A 1,510-nucleotide genomic window follows, 5' to 3' on the forward strand; every position below is an offset into this window, starting at 1 on the left:
AAGACGAAGTATTAGCAACAGCGGTATTAGATAGACTCTTACATCATTGTACAATTGTCAACATTCGTGGAAAAAGCTACAGACTGAAAGAAAAACAGAAAACGGGGCTTGTTGGTATACAGACGACGATTGATAGAAGTGACAAACTACGCAAATCTGATCGATGAAACTACGCAATTTTGTTCGATGTTTTTATGCTTTTTTGGTCGATGTTGACACCATCATCTATCGTGGTTATTCTCGTCTTTTCTTTGTTGACCTTCAATTTCAGCTCTTTTTCCAGTATTCGGATAGCTATCTTTAGATACTTTTCCGCGCTTTTGTAGCTCTTTGCGAAGATTAGTATGTCATCTGCATATCTCACTATCCTTATTCCTCTGGCCATCATTTTCTGGTCAAATTTGTTCAGATAGATGTTGGCTAGCAGGGGGCTTATTACTCCGCCCTGTGGACTTCCCATTTCACTGGGTTGGTATTGGTCTGTTATGACTCCACTTTTGAGGAAACTTCTTATTAGTCTCAATATTTTGCCATCGCTTATTCTTTCCGCTACTGCGTCTATCATCTTTTCGTGGTCTAAGGTGTCAAAGCATTGACTAAGGTCTAACTGTACCACGTATTTCATTTTGTATTTGCACGCGAAGGCATAGGCTTTCTCTACTGCCTGGTGTGGATTCCTTCCTTTCCTGTATCCATAACTTGAAGGATGAAATCCTTCCTCAAAGATTGGTTCCATTATTTCTTTCAGCGATTGTTGTACTATTCGATCCTCTACCGTCGGTATCCCGAGCATACGTGTCTTCCCATTTCCTTTCGGGATTTCTACCCTTTTTACCGGTGAAGGCCGGTATTCTCCTTTTCGCAACTTTTCGCTGAGTTTCTTAATCCTTTCCAGAAGGTTTTCTCCATACTCCTGAACCGTTACTCCATCTATCCCAGGTGCTCCGTTGTTCTTCCGCACCTTGTGATATGCTTTGACCAGGTTCGCTTCCAGATAAACTTTGTCAATAAGACTGTAGTACTTCCTCATGTTTCCTCCTGTATGGCCTTCCGGATAAGTCGCATATAACAGAATCGGTTTCTTCTCCCATCCAAAGATTGGATTCTTTACCCCCCCCCCGGGAATCTTCCTATCTTTGCAATGGTTACTTACCTGCCCCGGCTATTCTCAACCGTCGTTAGCATTTCAGCCTCCGTTACGGACTCCTGTTATACTCGCTTCCCTTTGTGCCATTTCCTCAATCCTTCCCCCCTTCGCAAGTAACAGGCCCTTTCGGTTCCTGTTACCCCCATCGCTCAAGGCGATAGTCCCTTCTCCTTTCAGAGAGGTTCAACACTACTACGGGTTCGTCTGCCATCCTCCTCCGCTTCACCAGTCCTTGGGTCTCCCCTTGTTCCGGCTTACCCATTTTGGACGAGTGAGGACTTCCCCGGGTAAGACATACAGCTTTCATCCGAATCCTGCCATCCAAACCTGTAGAGTTGGAGCTCGGGCTTACCCATTCTCGGC

At 44.8% G+C, this 1,510-nt stretch carries 2 protein-coding genes; one reads left to right on the plus strand and one right to left on the minus strand.

The features are described from left to right. Positions 1–167, plus strand: a 167-nt coding sequence (locus DU53_RS12590) for an ATP-binding protein (RefSeq protein ID WP_235599840.1), incomplete at its 5' end; no start/stop codon positions are given. Between the two features lie 2 nt (positions 168–169). Here DU53_RS12590 and ltrA read toward each other — a convergent pair. Beyond that, positions 170–1,030, minus strand: coding sequence for a group II intron reverse transcriptase/maturase (gene ltrA, locus DU53_RS11670; protein ID WP_235599839.1), 861 nt, complete (start codon positions 1,028–1,030; stop codon positions 170–172). Between the last annotated feature and the right edge of the window lie 480 nt (positions 1,031–1,510).

Origin of the sequence: Kosmotoga sp. DU53, from assembly GCF_001639905.1 — a bacterium.
GTDB lineage: Bacteria > Thermotogota > Thermotogae > Petrotogales > Kosmotogaceae > Kosmotoga > Kosmotoga olearia.

Bases quoted from the DNA above. Each gene is read 5' to 3' on its own strand.
- ltrA (WP_235599839.1), bottom strand. From the start codon at position 1,030: ATGAGGAAGTACTACAGTCTTATTGACAAAGTTTATCTGGAAGCGAAC.